This window comes from Streptomyces sp. TSRI0281, from assembly GCF_001905125.1.
GTDB lineage: Bacteria > Actinomycetota > Actinomycetes > Streptomycetales > Streptomycetaceae > Streptomyces.
The window spans coordinates 251,886-273,416 of the sequence record NZ_LWLE01000036.1 but is presented as its reverse complement, the minus strand read 5'-3'; the positions used below and the strand labels follow the sequence as shown (position 1 = coordinate 273,416).

Below are 21,531 nucleotides of genomic sequence, written 5' to 3'. Positions count from 1 at the left end.
GCGCAGCGAACGGCCCCGCACACTTCACCGGTGTGCGGGGCCGTTCGCTGTACGGGGGCGGTCTCCGTACGGGGGCAATTCCCGGCTGTACGGGGCTTCCCGTGCCGGGCAGTTCGCTGTACGGGGCTTCCCGTGCCGGGCAGTTCGCTGTACGGGGCCGGGCGGCTTCCGCCCGGCGGGGCTCAGCGCAGTTCCGCCGGCTTCGTACGGTCCTTGTCGACCTTCTCCGTACGCTCCAGCTCGCCCCACACGATGTAGCGGTAGTTCGAGGTGTAGACCGGGGTGCAGGTCGTCAGCGTGATGTAGCGGCCGGGCTTCTTCACGCCCGACTCCTTCGGCACCGGCTGGATCACCTCGACGTTGTACTTCGAGGTCTGCGGGAGCTCCTTGTAGACCTTGTAGATGTACCAGGTGTCCTTGGTCTCGAAGACGACCGCGTCGCCCGTCCGCACCTTGTCGATGTTGTGGAACTTGGCGCCGTGACCGTCCCGGTGGGCCGCCAGCGTGAAGTTGCCCTTCTCGTCCCAGGGCAGCGCCGACTTCACCGGGTCCGTGTAATAACCGGCGATGCCGTTGTTCAGGGTCTTGGTGTCGGTGCCCTTCTTGACCAGCACCTCGCCGTTCTTCATGGCGGGTACGTGCAGGAAGCCGATGCCGTCCTTGGTGTCCAGGGCACCCGGGCCGTCCGCCCAGCTGTCGCGGACCGTGTTGCCCTGCTTGTCGGCCTCACGGTCGGCGAGCACGTTCGTCCACCACAGGGAGTAGACGACGAAGAGGCCGAGCACCAGACCCACGGTGATCAGCAGTTCACCGAAGACACTGACGGCCGTCGCGACGGGATGGCGGCCCCTGCTCCGCGCCGGGGGCGCGGACTCGTCGGTCCGCTCTTCGTGCTCGGTCCTCGCTGCCACCGCACCCGTCCCCTGTCGTGATGATGTTCAGCCCACGAGCGCGTCGGGCTTTCCCTTGCTGCGCGGCCGTTCGTCGACCATCTTGCCCCAGACGATCAAACGGTACGTACTCGTGAATTCCGGCGTACATGTCGTCAGGGTGATGTACCGGCCGGGCCCCTTGAAGCCCGAACCGGGCGGCACCGGCCCGATCACCGAGACATTGGACGGCGAGGTCTGGGGAAGAACGCTGGTCATCTCGTACGTGTAGTACGCGTCCTGCGTCTCGACCACGATCGGGTCACCGGGGCTCAGCTTGTTGATGTAGCGGAACGGCTCCCCGTGGGTGTTCCGGTGGCCCGCCACCGAGAAGTTGCCCTGTCTGTCGGACGGCATCGCGGTCTTCAGCTTGCCCTCGCCGTAGTGGCCGATCATGCCGCGGTCGAGGACCTTCTCCTTGCTGATGCCCTCGGCGATCGGCGCGACCACGTCGAGCTTGGGGATATACATGATCGCGAAGCCATGGCCGGGCTCGAAGACACCGGGACTGCGTTCCCCGTTCGCCCAGTCGTCCTGGATCTTGTTCGTCTCCTTGCCGGCTATCTGATCGGCGCGGATGTTGGTCCACCACAGCTGATAGGTGACGAACAGCAGCATCAGCACCCCCAGCGAGATGAACACCTCGCCCACGACCCGGCTGGCGACGACGGCGGGGCTGTCCTTGGCCGCACGCGCCGCGCGCCGTGCCTCCAGGCGCGTCATGGGAACGGCCGGTACGACAGGGTCCGCTGCGCCCGCCGAGCCCGCTGCCGGGTCCGGCTGCGGTCCGGGGCGGCGTCTGCCACGCCCCTTGGCGGCCTTGCGGCGCTCGGCACGCCCTCCGGTGCGGTGTTCGGACGGCAGCGGCACCGGCGCCGGTTCAGGATCCTGTTCGGACTCCTGCCCGAGCTCCTGCCCGAGCCGCGGCTCACGCCCGTCCCGGTCGACCGCCATCATGCGCCGGGTGTCGGCTGTCCGCAGACCGACGGTCTCGTCGTCGGACGGGGGAGGAACCGGCTCGGGCACCGCAGCAGGGGAGGGGGCCGCAGCAGGGGAGGGGGCCGGGGCTGGTGCGGGGGCCGGGGCGGGAACCGGTGCAGGAGCAGGTGCGGGGGGCTCCTGCCGGCCGTACCAGTCCCGTTGGTAGCCCTCGGGGTCGTACCACTCGCTCGGGGCGTCCTGGCCGCCCTGAGGCCCTTGGTGCGCCTGCTGCGTCTGCTGCTGCTGTGGGTCCGGGGGGGCCGGGCGCCCCTGCTGATCCGTGGGGATGTTGTCCGCCCGGAACCACGGCGAGGCGTGCTGTCCCGGCAGTGGATCGTTCAGCGGGTCCGCGAGCTTGTCGACCGCCGCCTCGAACGCGCCGTCGGCCCCGTCCGCTCCCTGCGCGTACGGGCCCTCCTGTCCGGCTTCCGGTTCGGGGCGGAGTGGGGTCACGCGGCGGCCTTGCCCACCACCGGCGCGAGCCCGTCCGACCTCGCGACGGCTCCCTCGTCACCACACTGCTCCAGCCAGTTGGCGAGCATCAGGTGGCCGTGCTCGGTGAGCACCGACTCGGGGTGGAACTGCACGCCCTCCACCGCCAGTTCCCGGTGGCGCAGGCCCATGATGATGCCGTCCGCCGTACGGGCGGTGACCTCCAGCTCAGGGGGCAGCGCGCCCGGCTCGGCGGCGAGCGAGTGGTAGCGCGTCGCCGTGAACGGGGACGGCAGACCCGCGAACACGCCCTTGCCCCCATGGGTCACGAGGGAGGTCTTCCCGTGCAGCAGCTCCGGGGCGCGGTCCACCACGCCGCCGTACGCGACCGCCATCGACTGCATCCCCAGACAGACGCCGAAGACCGGAACCCCAGTCTCCGCGCAGTGCCGCACCATCTCGACGCAGACACCGGCGTGCTCGGGGGTGCCGGGACCCGGCGAGAGCAGGACGCCGTCGAAGCCGTCCTGGGCGTGTGCCGTCGTCACCTCGTCGTTGCGCAGCACCTCGCACTCCGCGCCGAGCTGGTAGAGGTACTGGACGAGGTTGAAGACAAAGCTGTCGTAGTTGTCCACGACAAGGATGCGTGCGCTCACTGACCGGTCCCCGCTCCGCTGGTGCCTTCGCCGTCGACCGTCACATCACCGAACGGAAGCAGTGGCTCCGCCCACGGGAAGACATACTGGAACAGCGCGTAGACGACGGCCAGGACCAGCACGAGCGAGAGGGCACCCCGCACCCATGCGTTGCCCGGCAGATGCCGCCAGATCCAGCCGTACATGCTGACCCCTCCATTCGGTACGGCACCAGACTAAAGGGCCGGGGCCTGGCCGTGGGTCAGCTGTGGAAAGCCGCCGGTCTGCCGTCCGTCACAGGCTGGGTGGAGTCCAGATGCGCCCAGGCGATCAGCCGGTGGCTGCTGCCCCACTCGGGCTCGCAGGTGGTCAGCGTCAGATAGCGACCCGGCCCGTCGAACCCCGACTTCCGGGGGACGGGGTCGATGACCGCGGTGTCGCCGGGCACGGTCCGGTAGGGCCTGGAAGCGATGCGGTACGTGAACCAGGTCGTCCCGTCCGTCAGCACCACCGCGTCCCCGGAACGCAGCTTCGGGAAGTCCTTGAACGGGTCGCCGTACGTCCGGCGGTGCCCGGCCACCGCGAAGTTGCCCGTATCACCGAGGCGGGCGGTCCCGCTGTAGTGCCCGAGCCCCTTCTGCAGGGTCCTGACCTCGGTGTTCTCCAGGACGGGCCATTCCCATCCGGTACCGAAGCGGGGGATGTACATCATCGCGAACGGCTTCCCGCCGCGGTACGCCTCCCGGTCCTTCGACGAGGGCGACGCGGGCGGGGGCGCGGGCGCCGTGTCGGGGGCGGGCGTGGGGCCGCGGCCGGTGTCGGGCGTGGGGCCGGGCACGGCACCCTGCGCCCACTGGTTCTGGAGGGTGTCGATCTGCCCCTCCGTCGCGCCGGCGGCCTTCACCCCGGTCCAGAACAGCACGTAGACCACGAAGAGGACGATCAGCGTGCCGACGGTGATGCAGAGTTCGCTGAACGTTCTGACGATCAGTCGCACCGTCACCGGCCGGCCTCCCCGGGGCTACTCCACAGGCTGCGCGTAGTGGAGATCCACTGTGCCCGAGTAGCCGGGAAGAGTCATCGCCCTGTCCTCCTCGACTTTCCAGCCGAGCCCGTACGCCTTCACGTACAGCTGGTAGTTCCGGATCGCCGTGGAGTTGTTGAGCGCCTGCCTGAGCCTGCCCTGATCGCCCACCGCGGTGACCTTGTACGGCGGGGAGTAGACCCGGCCCTGGAGGATCAGCGTGTTGCCGACGCAGCGGACCGCGCTGGTGGAGATCAGCCGCTGGTCCATGACCTGGATGCCGCGGGCCCCGCCCTGCCACAGCGCGTTCACGACGGCCTGGAGGTCCTGCTGGTGAATGACCAGGTCATTGGGCTGGGGGTCGGGGTAACCCGGGTTCGCGGTGGCGTCCGGTGGCGCGTCGTCGAGCGTCACGCTGACGGATTCACCGGTGATCTTGGTGGTGCCGGCCGCCTTCTCCAGGGCCTTGAGCTTGGCGTCCTCGGCCTTCGTGCTGCCGTCGTCGCGCTGGGCGAGGGCGTCGATGTCCTCGCGCACGGTCGCGGTCGACTCGTTGAGCTCGGCGTTGTTCTCGCTGCGCGCCTTGATCAGGTCGGAGAGCTTGAGCAGGGAGGAATCGCTGCGGATGTTCGTGCCCTTGGCCGTGTTGGCGCTGGTGACGAAGATCAGTCCGGCCAGGGCGAAAACAGCAGCGGTGAGCCCCCGGACGGGCCACTTGGAGGTGTGCCGGGCCGGGCCGTCAGGAGAGTCGGCAGAATTGCTCAACGTACCCTTATCTCCTCAGGCGCCATGGAAGCACTACGCTAACGGACGCCCGGGGGAGGCAGCATTCCCCCTCGCGCCTCGCCCCGGCGCCAGCCAAAGATCCCTGCGCGGTCACGCAGCGCATCGACAGGAGAGTTCCTCGTGCCGAAGTCACGTATCCGCAAGAAGGCCGACTTCACGCCGCCGTCGGCGAAGCAGGCAACCAACATAAAGCTGACCAACCGCAGTTGGGTGGCGCCGGTGATGCTGGCCCTCTTCCTGATCGGGCTGGCCTGGATCGTGATCTTCTACGTGACCGAGGGCGATCTGCCGATCGACGCCCTGGGCAACTGGAACATCGTGGTGGGCTTCGGCTTCATCGCGGGCGGTTTCGGCGTATCGACCCAGTGGAAGTAACGCAAGCCCTGCCCTGAAGTTACCCACAGAGTTATCCACAGGTGGGGGAAAAGGTCAGACGATCTGTGGATAACTTCCGCCGATGTTGACGCCGGTGTGACTGCAGCCTCCCTCGTCGAGGGGGGCTGCAGCCCTTGTTTCTGCGGGAAAAACCCAGTTCAGCGACAACGGGAACACATGTTCCTCTTGCCATGCACAAGATCCTGCGCACACTGTGGACAACTTTGGGGGCGGAGGACAGAAATCCGCTCAGGTGAGCGCGGCGGTCCTGGCGAGGACGATCCCGAGGATCGCCACCAGAACCAGTGCACAGGTCCCGTACTGCACGGCTGTACGCCGCTCACGCGGGGCGTGCACCATGCCGATCGCGATCAGCGTGCCCGCGATCAGACCGCCGACGTGCGCCTCCCAGGCGATTCCGCCCCAGGTGAAGGTGAAGAGCAGGTTCAGTGCGAGCAGCACGAGGACCGGCCGCATGTCGTAGTTCATCCGGCGCATCATGACGGCGGTGGCCCCGAAGAGCCCGAAGACCGCCCCGGAGGCTCCGAGCGAGCCCTCGTTCGGGGCCGCGATCCAGTACATCAGGGCACTGCCGGCGAGCCCGGACAGCAGATAGAGCACCAGATAGCGGCCGCGGCCGAGCGCGGCCTCCAGCGGACCTCCGAGCCACCACAGCCCCAGCATGTTGAACGCGATGTGCCACACCTCCTGGTGCAGGAACATCGACGTCACCAGCCGGTACCACTGGCCCTCGGCGACACCTTCGATGCTGCCCGGCGGCGGGCTGGGGTCCCAGGCCCGGCCCAGCAGCATCAGATCGTCCACCAGCCAGGAGTGGCCGGTGACCCAGACCGCCACGAAGACCGCGAGGTTGATGCCGAGCAGGACCTTGGTGACCAGCCTCGGGTCGGCCGCGACCCGGCCGCCCGCGAGCGTACGCGGCTGGTTGGCGGCCGGATGATGTCCCGTGCCGGAGCCCTGGCGTACGCAGTCCGGGCACTGGAAACCGACCGAAGCGTTGACCATGCACTCGGTGCAGATCGGGCGGTCGCAGCGCGTGCAGCGGATTCCGGTCTCCCGGTCCGGGTGGCGGTAGCAGGTCGGCGCGCCGCCGCTGTCCCCGGACGGGCCCTGGTCTGCCGGCGGCTGCTGATCCATCGGTCCTGGCCTGCCTCTCGCTCCTCGTCATGGGGGGCGGCGCACATGCCACCGCCCCACTCGTCCGCTATGTAACAGTACGGACGAGCAGGGCGGTTGGTTCCCGGGGGACCGGACCGTCAGCGGGTCTCGATGACGACCGACTCGATCACCACGTCCTGCACCGGACGGTCGGTGCGCGGGTTGGTCTGCGTGGCCGCGATGGCGTCCACGACCTTCTTGCCGGCCTCGTCGGAGACCTCGCCGAAGATGGTGTGCTTGCCGGTCAGCCACGCGGTGGGCGACACGGTCAGGAAGAACTGCGACCCGTTCGTCCCCGGGCCCGCGTTGGCCATGGCCAGCAGGTACGGCTTGGTGAACGCCAGGTCCGGGTGGAACTCGTCGGCGAACTCGTAGCCAGGACCGCCGGTGCCATTGCCCAGCGGGTCCCCGCCCTGGATCATGAAGCCGCTGATCACCCGGTGGAAGACGGTGCCGTCGTACAGCTTGTCCGTGGACTTCTTCCCGGTCGCGGGGTGGGTCCACTCGCGCTCACCGTTGGCGAGCTCGACGAAGTTCCTGACTGTTTTGGGCGCGTGGTTCGGCAGAAGCCGGATCTCGATGTCGCCTTGATTGGTCTTCAAGGTGGCGTAAAGCTGCTCGGCCACGATCTGCCTTCCGTAAGTCTTCACTGGCGTGGACCGATCCTCGCACGGCCCACCCCCGCCGTCGTGCTGTCACCGCGCGGCAATGGTGCCGTCCCTCCGCACGCACGCCCCCGCCGGGACTACTGCGGCCACATGCCCGCCGAAGCCACGCGGGCACGGCCGATCCGTGGCATTGTCGTCGGCACGCTCCGCTTGCACCGCATTGCCCGAAGAAGCCGTCCATGACCCGGATGCCTGTCCCACATGCCGCTCAGGGCCGTGACAGGCATGATTTCGAATTGGGCGGAAAGGCGGAGTACCTACCCGCCACCAAGGAGGAGGATCCCGTGACCCGCATTGACCGCGTGCGCGCCGCAACCTACTCGGCGAAGGACAGCGCTCAGCACGCCGCGGAAGTGGTGGCGCCTTACGCCGACACGGCCAAGGAACAGGCCGCACATTATGCGAACGAGGCACGTGTACGGCTCGCGCCCAAGGTGACCAGGGCGAGCCACCAGGCCCGTGCCCAGTACGCGTCCCATCTCGCGCCACGTATCGAACAAGCGCTGACCCATGTACCGCCCAAGGTCGACGAGGCCGCGCACCGCGCCGCGGTCCGGACCCGGCAGGCCGCACGGAGCGCCGCCGACTACACCGTGCCCCGCGTCGAGCACGCGGTGGCCCTGGCCCAGCCCGTCGCCGAGCAGGCCACCGCGCGCAGCGCGGCGGCACTGGCCGCCCTGCGCGGACAGGTCACGGCGAAGGAGATCCAGAAGCTGGTCAGGAAGCACGAGCGGCGGGCCAGGGCCGGCCGGGTGGCCAGGAGCGTTGTCGTGCTGGGTGTCCTGGCGGGCGGCGCGTACGCCGCCTGGCGGTGGTGGGACAAGCAGGCCAACCCGGACTGGCTGGTCGAGCCGCCCGCCCCCACGGAGGTGTCCGACGAGCGCGCACCGTTGACCTCGGTCGACGGCAGCGGCGAGCCGGTGCTCGACCCGGAGGTCCGGGCGAAGCAGGCCGATTCCGAGTCGGGCGACGCGGAAGGCACCGACCGCGACGACCGGCGCTGAACCGAGGCCGGGTGCGACGATCCGGCACCGTAAGAACGGCCCAACTGCCCAATGTCCCAACGGGAAGGGGCGTCGGAGGACCTCACGGTCTGCCGGCGCCCCTTTCCGACGTTCGCCCGAGGGGGCACGACGGCACGAGCACGAGCACGAGTGCTGGCGCGGGTCAGGAAGCCGAAGCCGGATTCCGGCCCGCCCCGGCCGTACCGCTGTCCGAGCCCCCGGCCGTACCGCTCACCGCGCCGTCCGCCGTGCCGTCCATCGGGCCGTCCGCCGCGCCCCCAGCCGCGCCGCTCACCGTGCCGTCCGTCGGGCTCCCGGAGGGCAGGTCCGAGCTGTCCGCCCCAACCCTCACCACATGCCCCCGCGGAACGTCCCGTACGACGGTCGCGTTGACCGCCACGGCGCTCGCCTGCGCCGTGAACCCCGCCGGGGCGGGGAGCATCGACGTGTACTTCGTGTGCCCCCTCAGCACCTTGGCGATCTGGTGCCGGGTCGGTGAGGTCCGGATCTCGACCGTGTCGCCGACCTCCGCGCCGGTCAGCTTGCCCCACACGGTCCGGCACTCCGGGCTGTAGCGGATCTCCAGGCTCATCGTGCCCGCCCACTCGCTCCCCACGGTTCTCGCGTGGTCGCCGCAGCCGGTGTCCTTGGGGTCGAGCCCCGCACAGCCCTCGCCCGAGCAGCTGGCCGGGCTCGTCCGGGGTGTCCGCTCGGGTCCGGCCGTGACCCGAGCGGACACCCCGGACGGGCCCGGCCCGGCTCCCGCCTCGCCGTCCCCTCCGCCGTCACCGATCAGCGCGGTCAGGACCACCGTCACCGTCGCGCCCACGACGGTGACGAGAACCGATCCGATGAGCGTCGAGGGGCCGTGACGCCGTATCCACGCGGTGGCACGGCCGAAGGCCGAGCCACCGCCGACTCCCGTACGTCGGCCGTCCCCGCCCGCGTCCCCGGCCGGAGCGCCGGGCTCGTCGTCCGGTGAGGGGGGCCCGCTACCGTCTGTCATCTCTTTCCCTCGTCCCGACCGTTGCTCGGCGCCCGGCGGCTGACCGCACGGGAGGCTACACGTGATGTTCCTCACTTCCTGAGGGAGATTCTTCCCCGCCCTCCCCCGTGATTCACGCCCTCCGCCGGGCAACCCCCGTCAACTCCAACTGACGCCTGCCACAGTTCCGTTGGCTCTATAATGATTCGCCGCCAAACCCACGAGAGCGAGCCGGTGCGACCGCCTCCGCCGAGCCCCCGCCCCTTGTGCCGCTGTCCGCACGGCGCATGCGACCGCACTCACCACTGGCTCACCGGATCGCCGGGCGTTGCTCCGCGTCACCCTGCGGCGGCGAGATTTCCCCCGATCGGGCTGTTTCCGTGGACGCGGACAAAGGTTGACGCCGATCCGGCCATCACGGCGGGTTCTGTCACCACCCTTGACGGTCATCCGATCTATTTATAACTTCCAGGCGCACATGGTCCATTAATGCGCTGGACGACCCGGATAGCTCGGATGATTCCCGTCCAGCACGACACCAGGAGTCATCTGTGCGCCCACCGCACCCCTCACCGCCGCTCTCCCCGAGAAGAACGCGGGCGGGCGCCACCGCCACGGTCGCCGCCCTCGCACTGGCCGGGCTCACCCTGCTGCCCACCGCCGGCGCCTCCGCCACCACCTCCTCCGCGACACCCCGCGCCGTGCAGCTGTATGTGTCCCCCACCGGGAACGACCACGCCCAGGGCACGAGGGCCAGGCCCTTCCGCACCCTGGAACGCGCCCAGCGGGCCGCGCGCAAGGCCGCGAAGGCCAAGCGCGGCCCGGTGGACGTCATCGTGCGCGGCGGTACGTACCGGCTGCGACAGACCCTGAGCTTCGGACCCGAGGACTCCGGCACCGCCGCCGCCCCGGTCCGGTACGCGGCGGCGCGCGGCGAGAAGGTCGTCCTCAGCGGGGGCCGCTCGCTCACCCCGCACTGGAGGACGCACTCCGGCAAGGTGCGGGTCGCCGACATCGGCCGCGGCCTGGACTTCGACGAACTGTTTCTCGACGGTGCACGCCAGACCCTCGCCCGCTACCCCAACCACGACCCGGCGACCGCGATCCTCGGCGGCTACGCCGCCGACGCCGTGTCCGCCCAGCGCGCGGCCCGCTGGAAGAACCCGACGACCGCACTCGTACGCGGACTGCACCAGGGCGAGTGGGGCGGCAACTCCTTCAAGGTCACCGGCCTCGGCCCGGACGGCGCACCCACGCTCTCCTGGGTCGGCGACAACAACCGCGGCAGCGGGCTGCACGCCACGTACCGCATGGTGGAGAACGTCTTCGAGGAACTGGACGCACCCGGCGAGTGGTTCTACGACAAGCCCGCCGGCAAGCTCTACTTCTACGCCCCCGAAGGCACCGACCTCAGCAGGGCCAAGATCGCGACGGCCGAGCGGAACGAGCTGATCCGGGTCGAGGGGAAGAGCAGCACGGCCCCCGTACGCCACCTCTCCTTCGCCGGTTTCACCTTCACCCAGACCCATCGCACCCTCTTCAACCAGCCGTACGAGAAGCTCCAGCTGGGCGACTGGGCCATCGCCCGCGCCGGTGCGGTCCACCTGAAGAACACCGCGCGGGTGGACATCAAGGGCTCCCGCTTCGACCAGGTCGGCGGCAACGCCGTCCTCCTGGACGGCTACAACAGCGGGAACGCCGTGTCCGGCAACGAGTTCAGCCACTCCGGGGCCTCGGACGTCGCGGTCATCGGCAGCCCGGACGCCGTACGCGAGCCGTCCACCTGGGACAGCATGCGCAGGACGATCAGCGACACCACCCCCGGGCCGAAGAGCGAGAACTACCCGCGTGACATCAGCATCGATGACAACTACATGCACGACAACGGGCAGTTCGAGAAGCAGACGTCCGGTGTGCAGATCTCGATGAGCCGTCGCGTCACCGTCGCCGGGAACACCCTCCACGACGGCCCGCGCGCCTGCGTCGACATCAACGACGGCACCTGGGGCGGCCATGTCATCGAGGACAACGACATCTTCAACTGCGTGAAGGAGACCTCCGACCACGGACCGGTCAACGCCTGGGGCCGCGACCGCTTCTGGCCGCTCACGGCGGACGACGCGACGAAGAAGTCGTACGCGAAGCTCGACGCGATGGAGACCACCGTCATCCGGCACAACCGGATCCGGCACTCCTCGCACTGGGACATCGACCTCGACGACGGCTCGTCCAACTATCTGGTCGAGAACAACCTGCTGCTCAACGGCGGCGTCAAGCTGCGCGAGGGCTTCCACCGGACCATACGCAACAACGTCTTCGTCAACGGCGGCGCGCACTTCCACGTCTGGTACGCGGACAGCGGCGACACGGTCGAGAAGAACCTCTTCGTGACCGCCGACCCGTACGACCTGATCCAGGTGGACACGGCGAGGAGCAGGCCGGTCATCGACAACAACCTGTTCTGGAACAACGGGCGCCCCGTTCCCGACCTGAGCGACGCCTGGCGGGGTCAGGGCCTCGACACCCACTCGCTGATCGCCGACCCGGAGTTCACCGGGAGCGACCCGTTCAGCGACCCGAAGAAGCTCGACTACACCGTCCAGGACGGCTCACCCGCTCTGGCGCTGGGATTCAGGAACATCCCGATGACGGGCTTCGGCAAGGCCGGCTCCCCCACTCCGCCGCCCGTCGAGTGGGCCGACGACACACCCACCGACACGGTCGACGCCTTCCTCGAACCGCTGCTCGGCGCACAGGCGACGCGGATCTACTCCGACCGGATCAAGTCCTCCACCGGCCTCACCGACAGCGACGGGCTCTACCTCCAGACCGTCGCACAGACGTCGGAGGCGTACCGGCAGGGGCTGCGCGGAAATGACGTGATCCGCAGGATCGACGGCGCACAGGTCACGGACCGCGACAGCTTCTGGCAGGTGTACAACGGCCTCGCGCCCGGCTCGTCGGTGAAGCTGACGATCTGGCGCAGCCAGGCGTCCACCGACCTCACCGTCACCAAGCCCGTCGGCGGCGAGCAGCTCAACAACACCTCCGGAGTGGTGTACGGCGGCAGCGGCTGGGACTGGAAGAACGCCTCCCGGGGCGGCGCCGGTGGCTGGGCCGACGATGTGCACGCGACGCAGACGAAGGGCGACTCCTTCGAGCTGGCCTTCAACGGCACCGCCATCGACCTCATCACCCAGGTCAACAGCGACGAGGGCCAGGTCGACCTGTATCTCGACGGCACACTCGTGGCCACGATCGACAACCACAGCGACACCCGTGTCCACCAGCGGACCGTCTTCAGCAGGACGGGCCTCGCACCCGGCCCGCACACCCTCAAGGGCATCATGAAGACGGGCGACTACTTCATCGTCGACAGCTTCAAGGTTTCGTAGAGAGCTCCCGCGAGCCCGGGGGCAGGAAGGCACCCAGGCAGCGGGGACGAAGACGACAAGAGGCCCCCTGATCTGCGTTTCCGCAGGCCAGGGGGCCTCTTTCGATGTGGAGCCTAGGAGATTCGAACTCCTGACATCTGCCTTGCAAAGGCAGCGCTCTACCAACTGAGCTAAGGCCCCGGAAAACAGCACACGCAAACAACGTCGAACACATCCGTGTCACGGCTGCCGTCGCAGACCAGAGTACCGGGTGACCCCCGGAATCCCGCAAAAGGATTGGGACTCCCGGTCGGCAACCACTCTCCGTAAGATGCACGACGAGGTTCGCAGCAGCGAAGCCGCAGCGAAGGGGAGACGCCATGGACGCAGCGCAGCAAGAGGCAACGGCAAGAGCCAGAGAGCTTCAGCGCAGTTGGTACGGAGAGCCGCTCGGTGCGCTCTTCCGCCGGCTGATCGATGATCTCGGCCTGAACCAGGCCCGGCTCGCCGCCGTACTCGGGCTGTCGGCGCCCATGCTGTCCCAGCTGATGAGCGGCCAGCGGGCCAAGATCGGCAACCCCGCGGTCGTCCAGCGCGTGCAGGCCCTTCAGGAGCTGGCCAGCCAGGTCGCGGACGGCAGCGCCAGCGCGGGCGAGGCCACCGACCGGATGGAAGAGATCAAGAAGTCCCAGGGCGGCTCCGTCCTGACCAACACCGGGCAGACCACGAGCACGGGCGGAGCCCCCACCGTCCGCCGTGTGGTGCGCGAGATCCAGTCGCTGCTGAGGTCGGTCGCCGCGGCCGGGGACATCATCGATGCCGCCGACTCCCTCGCCCCGACCCACCCGGAACTGGCAGAGTTCCTCAAGGTGTACGGAGCGGGGCGCACCGCGGACGCGGTCGCGCACTACGAGGGGCACCAGAGCTGAGACAGGCCCCAGGGCCGCACGGACACCGGAGCCAGGGCTCGCCCGAAGGCGGATGCCCTGGACCCGGCAGCACCCCTGAGAACCGGGGTACGGGTCGGTGAGCAACACCGGAGCAGGAACCAGGAACGGGGAGCGGGCGCAGCGCAATGGGTGAGGTCTTCGCTGGTCGGTACGAACTGATCGATCCGATCGGACGTGGTGGGGTCGGCGCCGTGTGGCGGGCCTGGGACCACCGGCGCCGCCGCTATGTAGCGGCCAAGGTCCTGCAACAGAGCGACGCGCACACGCTGCTGCGCTTCGTGCGCGAGCAGGCGCTGCGCATCGAGCACCCGCACGTGCTGGCTCCCGCCAGCTGGGCCGCCGACGACGACAAGGTCCTGTTCACCATGAATCTGGTCAGCGGCGGTTCGCTGGCCCATGTCATAGGCGACTACGGCCCGTTGCCGCCGCGCTTCGTCTGTCTGCTGCTGGACCAGCTGCTGTCCGGACTGTCCACGGTGCACGCGGAGGGCGTGGTCCACCGGGACATCAAGCCGGCCAACATCCTGATGGAGGCCACCGGAACGGGCCGTCCGCATCTGCGCCTCTCCGACTTCGGCATCTCGATGCGCAAGGGCGAACCGCGTCTGACCGAGACCAACTACGTGGTGGGCACGCCCGGTTACTTCGCGCCCGAGCAGATGATGGGCGCGGAGCCGGACTTCCCCGCCGACCTGTTCGCCGTCGGCCTCGTCGCGCTCTATCTGCTCCAGGGCCAGAAGCCCGACTCCCAGGCGCTCGTCGAGCACTTCGTCACTCACGGCACCCCGAGCGCCCCGCAGGGCATCCCGGAACCGTTGTGGCAGGTCCTGGCCGGTCTGCTGCAGCCCGACCCGCAGTCCCGCTTCCGGACCGCCACCGGGGCGCGCAAGGCTCTGACGGCGGCGGTCGAGATGCTGCCCGAACCGGGTCCGGGCGACGAGCCGGTCGAGGTCTTCGACCAGATCGGGCCGCTACCGGCCGGATTCGGCCCCGACGGCCCCGTGGCGGGCCTCCAGGCGCCCGGACAGGCGACACAGGCTCCCCACGCCACCCAGCCGCCCCAGGACGCCTCTCAGGCCACACAGCCGCCCTCCGCGCGGCAGCCGTACGCACCGGATCCGTACACACAGGATCCGTACACACAGGATCCGTACGCGCAGCAGCCCGCACAGCAGCCCGTCTCGATGTCGGAGACGGGCAGCTTCCACCTGGCGCCGCCTCCTCAGCAGTCCACGCACCAGCCCACGCCTCCGCCCACGCAACTGCCCCACCCGCCGCAGTCGGCCGCGCCTCCCGCTCCGCTCCCGGCGCACGCGGGCGCCCCCTACGCCGCCGGAACCCCGGACCTCTCCCACGCCCCCACATCCGCGGTGCCGCACGATCCGGCCGCCACCCGGGCCTACACCGCCCAGCACCCGCAGGCTTCGCACCCCGGCGCGTCGGTCTCCCCGCCGCCCGCCCCCGCGTCGCACGGTGCCCCCGCCCACCGGACGCGAACGGGACCGCCCCGAAAGGTGGCGGTCCCGGTCCTGCTGGTGGCGCTGCTCTGTTTCGCGGTCGGCATCTGGGCGCTGACCCAGAGCTGACCCAGAGCTGACACGGGCTCGTCCGGGAGGGCGGCGGCCGGCACCACGGCCGCCGGGCCCCGGACCGGCTACCAGTTCTGCGGCGGCGGACCGCCGAACGGCGGCTGCTGTCCGCTGCCGCCCGGCGGCACGGCATCGGCCGACCGCGGACGGCGCCTGGCCAGCAGCGTCCACACCCCGAGCCCGAGCACCAGCACGGTGCCCGCGCCGATCCCGCCCGCGGCGACCAGCCTCATCGTGTCGCTCTTCTCGGCCTGCGGGCCGCTCTGCCCGTTCTTGGCCATGTCCCTGTCCTTCTGGGTGACGCCGAAGATCCCGGCATCCCCTTCGTACGGGGAGGTCTTCGCCTTGTTCTTCACCTGCACGCTCAGGGTCAGCAGGATCGGGTCCTTGCCGTAGGACTTCGCGACCGCCGGGCTGAGCGACACCGACAGGTAGTACCAGCCCGCGAAACGCATGGCGTTGACATCGGTACTGAAGTCGAACCGGTTCTCGTACGCCACCGGAGGCAGCGGATCGAGTGCCGCCGACGCGGGCCTTCCGGAGTACGAGAGCGTCGCCCCGTCGACATGCCCCTGCGCGGGGTTGTCCAGGGACAGCGAGAGCGCGTTGCCGACGAACTCGTCCGAGTCGGTGGGGCTGTTGCTCAGCTTGGCGGTGGCGTAGATCTGCTGCCCCCAGTCCACCGGCACCTGGTAGAAGCGCGTCTGGCCCGGTGCGATGGTGTCCTTCCACTCACCGGAATCGAGGCTGGTGGCCTCGTAGTACCCGCTGCCGCCCGTCCGCTTCTTCCCGGCCTCGGTGATCGCCTCGGGGGACGCCGAGGGCCAGTTCTCCGGGGCCTCGGTCGGCATCGACCCGCCGTTCTTCAGCTTCGGCTCCAGCGCGAAGCGCAGCTCCAGGTCCCAGGGGGCGGGGCTGGAGGTCGCCTTGCTCTCCCGCTCGATCAGGACGTCGTAGGTGCCGGCCTTCTGGCACGTGGGGCTTTCCTTGTCGATGGTCCGGTACGCGTAGGCCGAGATCGGACGGGGGAATTCGGTCGACCCGAAGTCGGCGCCCTCCGAGCTGCACCGGGAGTCGTCGAGATCGCGGAGGCTGACGGTGATGCCGTCCCCGTAGGCGACCGTGCCACCTGCCGCGGGCACCGCCACCGCCGAGACATAGGCGTTGGACCGGGCGTCGAGCTTCACGCGGTAGTAGAGCTTCTCGCCCGGCTTGATGGTGCTCCGGTACACCGCGCCCTCGTCCAGCACAGACGCGTCGGCGTTGGCCACGGCACCCTGGACCGTCTTCGCCCCGGGATCGAAGGTGTACGCCGACGTGCCGGCCGCGTGCGCCTGCCCCGGCAGCGCCACCACCGCGCACATCGCCGCGATGGCCGCCAGCGTCACCCGGCCCTTGTTGCGCTGCCTCTTCACGCGCTTCCCCTCGTCGTCCGCTTGGCTGTCCTGCGACGGCCGCGTACGAACACGAGCCCCCCGGCGACAACCACCGGGGCGCTCGCCCCCGCGACGGCCGCAACGCCGGTCCATCCTGCCCCGCCCGCACCACTGCTGTCTTCGGCCGCTGTCGAATTGCCACTTTTGTCAGGGTTCTCGGACGTCGTATCGACCGCGACAGGGGCGCCGCGCCGAGGACCGGACAGCGCCTCACCGAGCACCGCCACCCGCAACACCACACCGGCCGGCGGATTGTCCGCGATCTCCGCGTCCCGCGCACCCGGGGCCGTCACGGTGCGGCAGTGGTCACGTGCCCTCACCCGGTGCCCCCTCGGCCGTCGACCCAGCTGATTCGCTCTCGCAACCTATTGATTTGCGTGGGTGAACTCAAGGGCCGGGGCGTCACGGTCCGGCAACAGCACGGCCGGCCGCCACCAGCAGCGAAGACGTCGTCGGCGACCACCGGAAAGGCCCCCGGACAGCACGAAGCCCCGGCCGCTCAGCGACCGGGGCCCGTAACAGACTGTGCCGTCTCACACACCCGAACCTGCGGGCACGGAGTCGGTCGCCTCCGTCCACAGATCCTGCTCGGCGCGATCCGCCTGGATCTGGCGGTACACGAGGAGCCCGCCGATGGCGGCCAGTGCGACCAGGAGAAGCTTCTTCACCGCGCGACCTCGTCTTTCCTTGACGTAGGGGACTTCTGCCGCCCGACTATACACACCGGCCGATACCGATCGGTGACCTGCCCGGAACCCCGCTGCGGCGGGCCGGAGCGATCATCCGAGCATCCTCAGGGCCCCACGACGACCCACAGACGGTCCGTCAGCACCGGTTGAACCATACGAGTGGTGTTCATCCGAAGATCGGCGCAGCGGGGGCGTCGGTCCCCGAAATCGCGAGCCGGATCCACATGATCAGGAAAGTAAGCAAACCGGACCACCTGAAAGCGAGGGGCCATGAGCACCTTCAGGGTCAAGAGCATCTGGACCGCCTTCATCACCGCCTTCTTCGCGATCCTCGCGTCGCTGGGCCTCGCCTCCACCCCCGCCGCCGCGATCACGCAGCCGACGGCCGCGACTCAGGAGCACACGGGTGCGACCGCGGCAACCGCGACCACCCCGTCGGTCCGATGGACCCTTCCGCGTGACAGGGCGCTGCCACCCACGATGAAGCAGCGCATCCGCGCCGAAGCACACAACTCCTCACCGGCCACCCGGCACCTGTCCGCCGACACGACGGACGCCGTGAACGCCACGGGGACGGCCCGCACCAACCCCGCGGCCCCGGCGGACGACTCGTCCCTGCTGCCACCCTGATCCCGCCCCGCCGCACGGCTCTCCCAGGGCCCCTGGTCCGGTTCACACCGGACGGGGGCCTTTTCCATGCCCGTACCCGAGCCGTTCCCCTGCCCGCCCCCGAGTCCGTTGTTCCCGTACCCGCCCCGTAGACGAGGAGCCGGCGCTCCCCACGTCCGCACCGGCACCGGGCCTCCGCCAGACATCCGTACGCACGGATCACGGCCCGCCGCACCTCGCACCTCGGACGCCCCGCCCAAACCCCGCGTACGCCAACTCCGGACTCCGGCCGCCCCGCCGCCGGCTCCGACCGCGCCGCCGGACTCCGACCGCGACATCGACCCGTACCACCCCGGAAACGCGAAGACCCCCAACCACGAATGGTTGGGGGTCTTCGTCTGCGTGGGGCTAACAGGATTTGAACCTGTGGCCTCATCCTTATCAGGGATGCGCTCTAACCAACTGAGCTATAGCCCCGCCGCGCTGTGCGCTGACTTCTGAAGATTAGCGCACGTCGGGGCCAGTCCCAAAATCGATACCCGGTGCGCTACTCGTCCTCGGCCAGAGTGAGCTCGACGCCGCCCACAAAGCCCGCCGACAAGTTGTAGATGAACGCGCCCAGCGTCGCCAGCGCGGTCGCCAGAACCACATCGATCACGGCGATGACCGACGTGAAGATGAGGACGCGCGGCAGCGACAGGAACGACTGGAGATCGAAGCCGTTGCTCTCGTTCGAACCGGTGGCCTCGCTGATCGTGCCGCCGACGGTGTCGAAGACGCCCATCGCGTCCATCACCATCCACAGCACCGCCGACGCGACCACCGTGCAGATGCCCAGGGCGATGGAGAGCAGGAAGCTGACCTTCATCACCGACCACGGATCGGCCTTCGCCACCCGCAGCCGCGCCTTGCGGGTACGCGGAGTGGTCCGCGCCCCCGTGCGCGGCAGGCGCATCGCCTGCGAGCCGCCCTGTGTCCCGCCCTGCTGACCCCCTTGTGTGCCGCCCGAGGGCGACGGGTACGCCTGCGGCGGGTGGTACGGCCCCGCCGTCCCCGGCGCGGGCTCACGCTCGCCGGGCAACGGCCCGGTCGCGTAACCCTCGTACTGGGGCTGAGGCCCCCGAGTGTCCGTCACAGTGCCCCCTTGGGAGTCCGTGGCAGGGCCACGGGCACCGTTCGCTCCAGCTCCGGAAGCGGCCGAACCGGCGCCCGTGGCTCCACTCACGCTCTACTCCTCGTGCTCCCCGGTCGAAGGCTCCGTGCCCTCGACAGTGCCTTCGACCACGCGCTCGGCGTGGACTTCGGCCGTGTCGCCTTCGGCTTCATCGGTCCCATCGACCTCTTCAGCCTCGCGACCGGCCTCGGCGTTGCGCGCGATGCCGACGACGGCATCACGCTTGCCCAGATTGATCAGTTGGACGCCCATGGTGTCACGGCCCGTCTCCCTGACTTCATTGACTCGCGTACGAATCACACCACCGCCGAGTGTGATGGCGAGAATCTCGTCCGTCTCCTCCACCACCAGCGCACCGACGAGCGAGCCCCGGTCCTCCACGATCTTGGCGGCCTTGATGCCCAGGCCGCCACGACCCTGAACCCGGTACTCGTCGACAGGGGTCCGCTTCGCGTATCCACCGTCGGTAGCAGTGAACACGAAAGTACCGGGCCGGACGACATTCATCGAGAGCAGTTCGTCGCCCTCGCGGAAACTCATCCCCTTGACACCCGAAGTCGCACGGCCCATCGGGCGCAGCGCATCGTCCGTAGCGGTGAACCTGATCGATTGGGCCTTCTTGCTGATGAGCAGCAGATCGTCCTCGGCCGACACCAGTTCCGCGCCGATCAGCTCGTCGTCGCTGCCGTCCGCGGTCTCCCGCAGGTTGATCGCGATGACACCGCCGGAGCGCGGAGAGTCGTAGTCCTTCAGCGCGGTCTTCTTCACCAGACCGCCCTTCGTGGCCAGGATCAGATACGGCGCGGCCTCGTAGTCGCGGATCGCCAGGATCTGGGCGATCTTCTCGTCCGGCTGGAAGGCCAGCAGGTTGGCGACGTGCTGGCCACGCGCGTCGCGGCCGGCGTCCGGCAGTTCGTACGCCTTCGCCCGGTAGACACGGCCCTTGTTGGTGAAGAAGAGCAGCCAGTGGTGCGTCGTCGACACGAAGAAGTGGTCGACGATGTCGTCCTGCTTCAGCTTCGTGCCGCGGACACCCTTGCCGCCGCGCTTCTGCGAGCGGTAGTCCTCGGTCTTGGTCCGCTTGATGTAGCCACCGTGCGTGATGGTGACGACGATGTCCTCCTCGGCGATCAGGTCCTCCATGGACATGTCGCCGTCGAAGGGCACCAGCGCGGAACGCCGGTCGTCGCCGAACTTGTCGACGATCGCCGCGAGCTCCTCGCTGACGATCTGCCGCTGCCGCTCGGGCGAGACGAGGATCGCGTTGTACTCGTTGATCTTCACCTGGAGCTCGTCGTGCTCCGCCGTGATCTTCTGGTGCTCCAGCGCCGCCAGCCGCCGCAGCTGCATCTCCAGGATCGCGTTCGCCTGGATCTCGTCGATCTCCAGCAGGCCCATCAGGCCCTCGCGCGCGATCTCCACGGTGTTGCTGCGCCGGATGAGGGCGATGACCTCCTCGATCGCGTTCAGCGCCTTGAGGAGCCCGCGCAGGATGTGCGCCCGCTCCTCCGCCTTGCGCAGACGGAACTGCGTGCGCCGGACGATGACCTCGATCTGGTGCGTCACCCAGTGCCGGATGAACGCGTCGATCGACAGCGTGCGCGGCACCCCGTCGACGAGCGCCAGCATGTTGGCGCCGAAGTTCGTCTGGAGGTCGGTGTGCTTGTACAGGTTGTTCAGTACGACCTTGGCGACCGCGTCCCGCTTGAGCACGACGACCAGGCGCTGACCGGTACGCGACGAGGTCTCGTCCCGGACGTCCGCGATCCCGCCGACCTTGCCGTCCTTCACCAGGTCGGCGATCTTCTGCGCGAGGTTGTCGGGGTTGGTCTGGTACGGAAGCTCCGTGACGACCAGGCACTGCCGGTTCTGGATCTCCTCGACCGCGACGACCGCGCGCATCGTGATCGAGCCACGGCCGGTGCGGTACGCCTCCTCGATGCCCTTGCGGCCCACGACGAGCGCGCCCGTCGGGAAGTCCGGGCCCTTGATCCGCTCGATCAGCGCGTCCAGGAGCTCCTCGTGCGAGGCCTCCGGGTGCTCCAGGTACCACTGCGCACCGGCGGCGACCTCGCGCAGGTTGTGCGGCGGGATGTTGGTGGCCATGCCGACCGCGATGCCCGCGGAACCGTTGACCAGCAGGTTCGGGAAGCGCGCCGGCAGGACCGTCGGCTCCTGGTTGCGGCCGTCGTAGTTGTCCTGGAAGTCGACGGTCTCCTCGTCGATGTCCCGGACCATCTCCATGGACAGCGGCATCATCTTGCACTCGGTGTACCGCATGGCGGCGGCCGGGTCGTTGCCCGGAGAACCGAAGTTGCCGTTGGAGTCCACCAGCGGCATGCGCATCGACCAGTGCTGCGCGAGGCGCACGAGCGCGTCGTAGATCGAGGAGTCGCCGTGCGGGTGGTACGTACCCATGACGTCACCGACGACACGGGCGCACTTGTAGAAGCCCTTCTCGGGCCGGTAGCCGCCGTCGTACATCGCGTACAGCACCCGGCGGTGGACGGGCTTGAGACCGTCCCGTACGTCGGGGAGCGCACGCGAGACGATGACGGACATCGCGTAGTCGAGGTAGGAGCGCTGCATCTCCGTTTCGAGCCCCACGGGCTCGACACGCATGCCCACACCGGCGGCGGGCTCCTCTTCGGGCGTGACAGGGGTGTTCTCGTCGGCCATTGCTGGTCAAAGTCCTTTCGAGCTGCGGCTTGC

General features: G+C 69.2%; 19 protein-coding genes and 2 tRNA genes. 6 read left to right on the top strand and 15 right to left on the bottom strand.

Annotation, left to right across the window (positions count from 1 at the left end; translation table 11 throughout):
- Positions 1-182: 182 nt before the first annotated feature.
- Genes A6A29_RS38080 through A6A29_RS38055 form a run of 6 tightly spaced genes read right to left on the bottom strand, consistent with a single transcriptional unit; the run spans position 183 to position 4,766 of the window.
- Positions 183-911 (bottom strand): class E sortase, encoded by a 729-nt coding sequence (locus tag A6A29_RS38080; RefSeq protein ID WP_073727789.1) that lies wholly within the window; start codon positions 909-911, stop codon positions 183-185.
- Between the two features lie 27 nt (positions 912-938).
- Complete coding sequence (locus A6A29_RS38075) at positions 939-2,363, bottom strand: class E sortase (protein ID WP_073727787.1); 1,425 nt, start codon at positions 2,361-2,363, stop codon at positions 939-941.
- Complete coding sequence (locus A6A29_RS38070; RefSeq protein WP_073727785.1) at positions 2,360-2,998, bottom strand: aminodeoxychorismate/anthranilate synthase component II; 639 nt, start codon at positions 2,996-2,998, stop codon at positions 2,360-2,362. Before A6A29_RS38070 ends, A6A29_RS38075 begins: the two co-directional genes overlap by 4 nt.
- Complete coding sequence (locus A6A29_RS38065; RefSeq protein ID WP_073727783.1) at positions 2,995-3,183, bottom strand: hypothetical protein; 189 nt, start codon at positions 3,181-3,183, stop codon at positions 2,995-2,997. The genes A6A29_RS38070 and A6A29_RS38065 overlap by 4 nt, the downstream gene beginning before the upstream one ends.
- A 56-nt stretch (positions 3,184-3,239) precedes the next feature.
- Complete coding sequence (locus A6A29_RS38060; RefSeq protein WP_073727781.1) at positions 3,240-3,980, bottom strand: class E sortase; 741 nt, start codon at positions 3,978-3,980, stop codon at positions 3,240-3,242.
- A gap of 18 nt (positions 3,981-3,998) precedes the next feature.
- Positions 3,999-4,766: a DUF881 domain-containing protein gene (locus A6A29_RS38055; RefSeq protein ID WP_073727779.1), complete on the bottom strand. Its 768-nt coding sequence runs from the start codon at positions 4,764-4,766 to the stop codon at positions 3,999-4,001.
- 141 nt (positions 4,767-4,907) lie between these two features.
- On the opposite strand from A6A29_RS38055, the gene crgA reads away from it, so the two are divergent.
- On the top strand, positions 4,908-5,162 hold the full coding sequence (gene crgA / locus A6A29_RS38050) for a cell division protein CrgA (RefSeq protein ID WP_073727777.1): 255 nt from the start codon (positions 4,908-4,910) through the stop codon (positions 5,160-5,162).
- Positions 5,163-5,411: 249 nt separating this feature from the next.
- Here the strand turns inward: crgA and A6A29_RS38045 are convergent, their stop codons facing one another.
- Together A6A29_RS38045 and A6A29_RS38040 are read right to left on the bottom strand one after the other, a co-directional pair.
- A complete protein-coding gene (locus tag A6A29_RS38045) occupies positions 5,412-6,320 on the bottom strand; it encodes a rhomboid family intramembrane serine protease (protein WP_073727775.1) in 909 nt (302 codons plus the stop codon).
- 119 nt (positions 6,321-6,439) lie between these two features.
- Positions 6,440-6,967 carry a peptidylprolyl isomerase gene (locus A6A29_RS38040; RefSeq protein WP_073728124.1) on the bottom strand — a complete coding sequence of 176 codons (528 nt, stop codon included), beginning with the start codon at positions 6,965-6,967 and terminating at the stop codon, positions 6,440-6,442.
- A gap of 326 nt (positions 6,968-7,293) precedes the next feature.
- Here A6A29_RS38040 and A6A29_RS38035 point away from each other — a divergent pair, with 326 nt between their 5' ends.
- Positions 7,294-8,013 carry a DUF5324 family protein gene (locus A6A29_RS38035; RefSeq protein WP_073728122.1) on the top strand — a complete coding sequence of 240 codons (720 nt, stop codon included), beginning with the start codon at positions 7,294-7,296 and terminating at the stop codon, positions 8,011-8,013.
- A 163-nt stretch (positions 8,014-8,176) separates the two neighbouring features.
- Here the strand turns inward: A6A29_RS38035 and A6A29_RS38030 are convergent, their stop codons facing one another.
- Positions 8,177-9,019: a DUF2690 domain-containing protein gene (locus tag A6A29_RS38030; RefSeq protein WP_073727773.1), complete on the bottom strand. Its 843-nt coding sequence runs from the start codon at positions 9,017-9,019 to the stop codon at positions 8,177-8,179.
- 530 nt (positions 9,020-9,549) lie between these two features.
- Here A6A29_RS38030 and A6A29_RS38025 point away from each other — a divergent pair.
- The gene (locus A6A29_RS38025) at positions 9,550-12,393 is read left to right on the top strand and encodes a PDZ domain-containing protein (RefSeq protein ID WP_079183189.1); all 2,844 of its coding nucleotides are present in this window, start codon (positions 9,550-9,552) and stop codon (positions 12,391-12,393) included.
- Between the two features lie 107 nt (positions 12,394-12,500).
- On the opposite strand, the gene A6A29_RS38020 is transcribed toward A6A29_RS38025, so the two are convergent.
- Positions 12,501-12,573 (bottom strand) — tRNA-Ala (locus A6A29_RS38020).
- A 179-nt stretch (positions 12,574-12,752) separates the two neighbouring features.
- Here A6A29_RS38020 and A6A29_RS38015 point away from each other — a divergent pair.
- Positions 12,753-13,301: a helix-turn-helix domain-containing protein gene (locus A6A29_RS38015; protein ID WP_073727771.1), complete on the top strand. Its 549-nt coding sequence runs from the start codon at positions 12,753-12,755 to the stop codon at positions 13,299-13,301.
- Positions 13,302-13,447: 146 nt separating this feature from the next.
- Positions 13,448-14,908 carry a serine/threonine protein kinase gene (locus A6A29_RS38010; protein WP_073727769.1) on the top strand — a complete coding sequence of 487 codons (1,461 nt, stop codon included), beginning with the start codon at positions 13,448-13,450 and terminating at the stop codon, positions 14,906-14,908.
- A 68-nt stretch (positions 14,909-14,976) separates the two neighbouring features.
- Here the strand turns inward: A6A29_RS38010 and A6A29_RS38005 are convergent, their stop codons facing one another.
- On the bottom strand, positions 14,977-16,326 hold the full coding sequence (locus A6A29_RS38005; RefSeq protein WP_073727767.1) for a hypothetical protein: 1,350 nt from the start codon (positions 16,324-16,326) through the stop codon (positions 14,977-14,979).
- Between the two features lie 554 nt (positions 16,327-16,880).
- Complete coding sequence (locus A6A29_RS38000) at positions 16,881-17,015, bottom strand: DLW-39 family protein (RefSeq protein WP_003958712.1); 135 nt, start codon at positions 17,013-17,015, stop codon at positions 16,881-16,883.
- Positions 17,016-17,306: 291 nt separating this feature from the next.
- Between A6A29_RS38000 and A6A29_RS37995 the strand changes: the two genes are divergently transcribed.
- Positions 17,307-17,666, top strand: coding sequence for a DUF6344 domain-containing protein (locus tag A6A29_RS37995; protein WP_073727763.1), 360 nt, complete (start codon positions 17,307-17,309; stop codon positions 17,664-17,666).
- A gap of 382 nt (positions 17,667-18,048) precedes the next feature.
- Here A6A29_RS37995 and A6A29_RS37990 read toward each other — a convergent pair.
- From A6A29_RS37990 to gyrA, 3 genes are all read right to left on the bottom strand, one after another.
- A tRNA-Ile gene (locus A6A29_RS37990) sits at positions 18,049-18,122 on the bottom strand.
- 70 nt (positions 18,123-18,192) lie between these two features.
- Positions 18,193-18,780 (bottom strand): DUF3566 domain-containing protein, encoded by a 588-nt coding sequence (locus A6A29_RS37985; RefSeq protein WP_073727761.1) that lies wholly within the window; start codon positions 18,778-18,780, stop codon positions 18,193-18,195.
- A 93-nt stretch (positions 18,781-18,873) separates the two neighbouring features.
- A complete protein-coding gene (gene gyrA / locus A6A29_RS37980) occupies positions 18,874-21,498 on the bottom strand; it encodes a DNA gyrase subunit A (protein WP_073727759.1) in 2,625 nt (874 codons plus the stop codon).
- Between the last annotated feature and the right edge of the window lie 33 nt (positions 21,499-21,531).